This window comes from Vibrio sp. 2033 (assembly GCF_033339735.1).
The window spans coordinates 1-4,953 of record NZ_JAWOVC010000057.1; the positions used below are offsets into that span (position 1 = coordinate 1).

General features: G+C 47.1%; 5 protein-coding genes. 2 read left to right on the forward strand and 3 right to left on the reverse strand.

The features are described 5' to 3' along the window. Window positions 1–41: 41 nt before the first annotated feature. Window positions 42–860, reverse strand: a complete 819-nt coding sequence (gene aadA1, locus R7P74_RS24355) for an ANT(3'')-Ia family aminoglycoside nucleotidyltransferase AadA1 (RefSeq protein WP_181726426.1) — start codon at window positions 858–860, stop codon at window positions 42–44. Between the two features lie 117 nt (window positions 861–977). Further along, complete coding sequence (gene blaPSE / locus R7P74_RS24360) at window positions 978–1,811, reverse strand: PSE family carbenicillin-hydrolyzing class A beta-lactamase (protein ID WP_181726425.1); 834 nt, start codon at window positions 1,809–1,811, stop codon at window positions 978–980. 178 nt (window positions 1,812–1,989) lie between these two features. Between blaPSE and R7P74_RS24365 the strand changes: the two genes are divergently transcribed. Together R7P74_RS24365 and R7P74_RS24370 are read left to right on the forward strand one after the other, a co-directional pair. Next, window positions 1,990–2,730, forward strand: coding sequence for a subclass B1 metallo-beta-lactamase VAM-1 (locus tag R7P74_RS24365; RefSeq protein ID WP_181726415.1), 741 nt, complete (start codon window positions 1,990–1,992; stop codon window positions 2,728–2,730). A gap of 23 nt (window positions 2,731–2,753) precedes the next feature. Then, window positions 2,754–3,212: a GNAT family N-acetyltransferase gene (locus R7P74_RS24370; protein WP_181726414.1), complete on the forward strand. Its 459-nt coding sequence runs from the start codon at window positions 2,754–2,756 to the stop codon at window positions 3,210–3,212. A 121-nt stretch (window positions 3,213–3,333) separates the two neighbouring features. On the opposite strand, the gene R7P74_RS24375 is transcribed toward R7P74_RS24370, so the two are convergent. Continuing rightward, window positions 3,334–4,875, reverse strand: coding sequence for an IS91-like element ISCR1 family transposase (locus R7P74_RS24375; RefSeq protein WP_000050481.1), 1,542 nt, complete (start codon window positions 4,873–4,875; stop codon window positions 3,334–3,336). Window positions 4,876–4,953 lie beyond the last annotated feature (78 nt).

Sequence of the window (4,953 nt, forward strand, 5' to 3'; positions counted from 1 at the left end):
AACCACCTCCGCAGCCATTTATTGGTGTGGTCTACAGAGGATTATGTCTTTTTAGAGGGGAAAATCCCTAGAACCCCGACTACCTTGGTGATCTCGCCTTTCACGTAGTGAACAAATTCTTCCAACTGATCTGCGCGGGAGGCCAAGCGATCTTCTTCTTGTCCAAGATAAGCCTGTCTAGCTTCAAGTATGACGGGCTGATACTGGGCCGGCAGGCGCTCCATTGCCCAGTCGGCAGCGACATCCTTCGGCGCGATTTTGCCGGTTACTGCGCTGTACCAAATGCGGGACAACGTAAGCACTACATTTCGCTCATCGCCAGCCCAGTCGGGCGGCGAGTTCCATAGCGTTAAGGTTTCATTTAGCGCCTCAAATAGATCCTGTTCAGGAACCGGATCAAAGAGTTCCTCCGCCGCTGGACCTACCAAGGCAACGCTATGTTCTCTTGCTTTTGTCAGCAAGATAGCCAGATCAATGTCGATCGTGGCTGGCTCGAAGATACCTGCAAGAATGTCATTGCGCTGCCATTCTCCAAATTGCAGTTCGCGCTTAGCTGGATAACGCCACGGAATGATGTCGTCGTGCACAACAATGGTGACTTCTACAGCGCGGAGAATCTCGCTCTCTCCAGGGGAAGCCGAAGTTTCCAAAAGGTCGTTGATCAAAGCTCGCCGCGTTGTTTCATCAAGCCTTACGGTCACCGTAACCAGCAAATCAATATCACTGTGTGGCTTCAGGCCGCCATCCACTGCGGAGCCGTACAAATGTACGGCCAGCAACGTCGGTTCGAGATGGCGCTCGATGACGCCAACTACCTCTGATAGTTGAGTCGATACTTCGGCGATCACCGCTTCCCTCATGATGTTTAACGCCGCCATAAGTTGCGGCTTTGTAGTTGATTGTTTTGTGGTAGCGTAGCGTTAAGCCACAAAACAAGCGACGGAAAAGCCGTCAACTTGATGGCCTTGTTAGCCTTATCAGCGCGACTGTGATGTATAAACGTCAAAAATTGAACGACCAATTTTAACAATCGCATCATTTCGCTCTGCCATTGAAGCCTGTGTTTGAGCTAGATAGATGCTCACAATAATTGGGGCTTGATGCTCACTCCACACAACTGCTGTAATACTCCGAGCACCAAATCCGCCAGCACCTGAACGATCCGCAATGTTCCATCCCGCCGGCAATACTGAACGTAGTAAATTACCAGTGACTTGATTGTTCACCATCCAAGACTCTAATTTTTTTTTGTTCATTTCAGATAGCGCTGAACCAAATAAAAATTTATTCAAAGTACTGGCTATTGCCTTAGGAGTTGTCGTATCCCTCAAATCACCGAGCTTACCTTCATTTAAATCAGGCTCAATACGGTCTAGACGAGTCTCTTTGTCCCCAATTTGTCTTAAAAAATCAGTAACGCCTTTGGAGCCACCTACAGCACTTAGGATGATATTTGCCGCAGTATTATCACTTGTAGTCATAGTTGCGAAGCACGCATCATCGAGTGTGATTGCCTGCCCTACTTGCTTTTCTATTACAGGGGAATAGGTCACAAGATCTGCTTTCTTAATCTCGACTGTACTATTGGGATTAACTTTTCCTTGCTCAGCATCATATAGTAATTTAGCGCAAGCTATTGTTTTAAAAGTACTTGTCAACGGGAAGCGCTGATTGCCATTGTAATCCCAGTATTCTCCATTTTGAGTATCAAGAACGGAAACACCTATACGAGCAGAAAGAGAAACTTCAATTGCCTTAACGTCTTGTTCAACTTGCCGAAACTTTGAACTACTTGCAAAAGCATAAAAGATACGCTATTCTTAGCATTTGCTCCATGTCTCAATGCATTAAAAGATTACAAACGCATATAAGGTTACTTAAGATAAATGTCTCTACTTAGTCGCTATGAACAACTTAATTTGATTCAATGTAATAGACGTTACAAGCTCATAATTGCACATTTTTAATGACGTTCAGAGGTCGTCAATAATGAATTTTCTGATAAAAAATATTCTGCTCATTACTCTTTTTGTTCCTTTTGTAACAGCAGCAAACAATACAGACACTAAAACGCTGGAGGTTAAACAATTAACCGATAATATCTATCAGCATATCTCATATAAACATGTTGAGCCTTGGGGGTTTATTGGCGCGTCTGGCTTAATTGTAGTCGATGGAGATGCGGCATACCTGATTGACACTCCTTGGACGACCAAAGCAACCAATCAACTTATTGAATGGATTGAAGATAGAGGTCTCGTACTAAAAAGCGCAATAGTAACTCACTTTCATGAAGATGCGAGTGGTGATTTACCACTTTTAAATGATTTAAAAGTTAACACTTATGCCACTTCACTCACTAATCAACTTCTTAAACTCAATAACAAAGAAATTTCGAATACTGAAATATCGAGCAATGAACTCAAAATTTTCAACGGCATTGCGACAGTGTATTATCCTGGCCCAGGCCATACTGAAGATAACATCGTTGTTTGGTTACCGAATGAAAAGCTATTATTTGGCGGTTGCTTTGTTAAAAGCCTCCGTAATAAAAGTCTAGGTTACACTGGAGATGCAAATATAGGCGAATGGTCGAACTCTATTCAAAGAGTGCTGCAACGCTATCCAGATATAGTCACTGTAGTGCCTGGGCATGGTCAGGTTGGAGACGTTAGTTTACTCCTTCATACACAAAAATTAGCATCATCCGATAAGACTTCTGACAAATAGACAAATAAAGCAAAGGAAAAATAGTGGAGCTAAGAGGTAGTAGAATAAAACTATCACCATTTGATAGTTCAGATAGACAGTTGTTCATAGAAATATCAATGTGCCCCATTATGATGGAGCATGTGTATGAGCCTCTAACTTATCAAGAAGCTGTGGCAGCGTTTGAGTTAAAATCTCAATCTTGGCAGTTTGAAAGTGATCACTGGCTTTCATTTGGTATTGAGGACATATCATCAGGAGAAAAGCTGGGCAGTATTGGATTGAAGGTCATTAATCACAAGGCGCGAATAGCCGAAGTAGGTTACATGATTAAGCAAAGTGCTCAAGGCAGGGGAATTGCTGGAGAAGCTTTAACATTAATTAAGCAATTTGGGTATAGGAAGTATAAACCACCTTTTTGCTCCTCATCCGAAGTATCTTACCTGAAATTCCCTCACTCGTTTACCGCTCAAGCCCCAATTTTAACTGCCGGTCCAGCCTAAACCGCTCTAATAAGGTTCGATTTGGCGGTAAAATCTCTAGCCTGATAGCTCGAGAGATACAAACTGCCCCACCGCCCCGTTTAAAAGTTGGCAGTGTTGAGCAGTGTTGGATTTGGGGTCGTCAGTCAAAGAGACGACTCTGTGATGGATCGAACAGGCTGGGAGTCAGTGGCGGCGCTCGTTCTGGTGGCAGCTCACGCTGCTTGGCGGCATTCGCCTTGGCTGTTTTCTGTTTCAGATGCTTGAGAATCTGCTCAATGACCTTCGGATCTTCGATGCTGGCAATCACTTTGACGTGACCGCCGCAGTGTTCGCAGACTTCAATATCAATATTGAAGACTCGCTTGAGGCGTTGCATCCAGGTCATGGCGCGGTGGCGCTCTGCAGGACTCTTGTCACGCCAGTTAGTATCGAGACCTTCCGATTTGTCGGGCTTCTTGCCCCGCTTGGCGGGTGTTACTTGAACTCGGTGTTTGCTGTTCGGTGCAAAGACGCCGTGGAAGCGTGTGAGGTTGACTCGCGGCTTAGGTACCAACGCAGCGAGTTTGGCGATGAAGTCCAGCGGCTCGAAGATCACATGGGTGGTGCCATTGCGGTACGGAGTTTTGAGCTCGTAACGCACCTGCCCATTGGCGGTTAATGCCAGACGTTTTTCTGAAACCGCTGGCCGACTAATGTAGCGACACAAGCGCTCAAGCTTATCCCGCTGATGCGCTTCGGCCATCACACCGGCGTGTAGCGAGAAACCAGCATGGTTGGCTACTCGACTGCTTGAGTCGGCTTTATCCTCACGCCCTGGCAAGGTTTGCAGGGTGAAGACTTTGCGCCCTTGCTGGGGGCCGACGGCAATGCGATACGTAACCGAAGCACCATGTAATTGAGTCAGCGTATCGTCTTCGCCCTCTTCCAGTGTCAACCACGTATTCTCGGCATCACGCTCCAAAATCCCACGCTTTTCCATGCAGCGAGCGATGCGATGGCTGAGGGTGTGAGCGAGCGTATTCAGCTCATCGTAAGTGGGTGCCTTGACACGATGGAAGCGTTGCTTGCCATAGTCATCTTCGGCATAGACACCATCGAGAAACAGCATGTGGTAGTGGACATTGAGATTTAGCGCGGAGCCAAAGCGTTGGATAAGAGTCACTGAGCCAGTTTGTGCAGAGGCTTTGGTGTAACCGGCTTTTTTGATCAGATGAGTTGAGAGTGTACGATAGACGATACTCAAGACCTGGCCCATCAGCTGGGGATGGCGAGCCAGCAAAAAGCGTAGCTGGAAAGGAAAGCTGAGCACCCACTGGCGAATGGGCTCCTTGGGGAAGACTTCGTCTATCAGCAGCGCCGCACTCTCGGCCATCCGGCGGGCACCGCAGCTAGGGCAAAAGCCGCGTCGTTTACAGCTGAAGGCGACCAGACGCTCGTGATGACAATCCTCGCAGCGAACCCGCATGAAACCATACTCCAGACGGCCACATTGGAGGAGGTCGTTGAATTCTTGTTGGATGTAGCGAGGCAGGTGTTGACCTTGGGCTTCGAGTGAGGCTTTGAAGGCTGGGTAGTGCTGCTCAACCAGCTGGTAGAGCAGCGTCTGGTCGGGTTGGTGGCGTTCGTAACCGTTTGTTTGAGTGGGCGATTGACTCGCCGTGGCGTTCCTTGCCAGCGACATGGGGGTTCTAGGGATTTTCCCCTCTAAAAAGACTTAATCCTCTGTAGACCACACCAATAAATGGCTGCGGAGGTGGGT

What these genes read in the sequence shown, in the direction of transcription:
- R7P74_RS24375 (WP_000050481.1), bottom strand. Translation starts at nt 4,875, where the DNA reads ATGTCGCTGGCAAGGAACGCCACGGCGAGTCAATCGCCCACTCAAACA.
- R7P74_RS24365 (WP_181726415.1), top strand. Translation starts at nt 1,990, where the DNA reads ATGAATTTTCTGATAAAAAATATTCTGCTCATTACTCTTTTTGTTCCT.
- aadA1 (WP_181726426.1), bottom strand. Translation starts at nt 860, where the DNA reads ATGAGGGAAGCGGTGATCGCCGAAGTATCGACTCAACTATCAGAGGTA.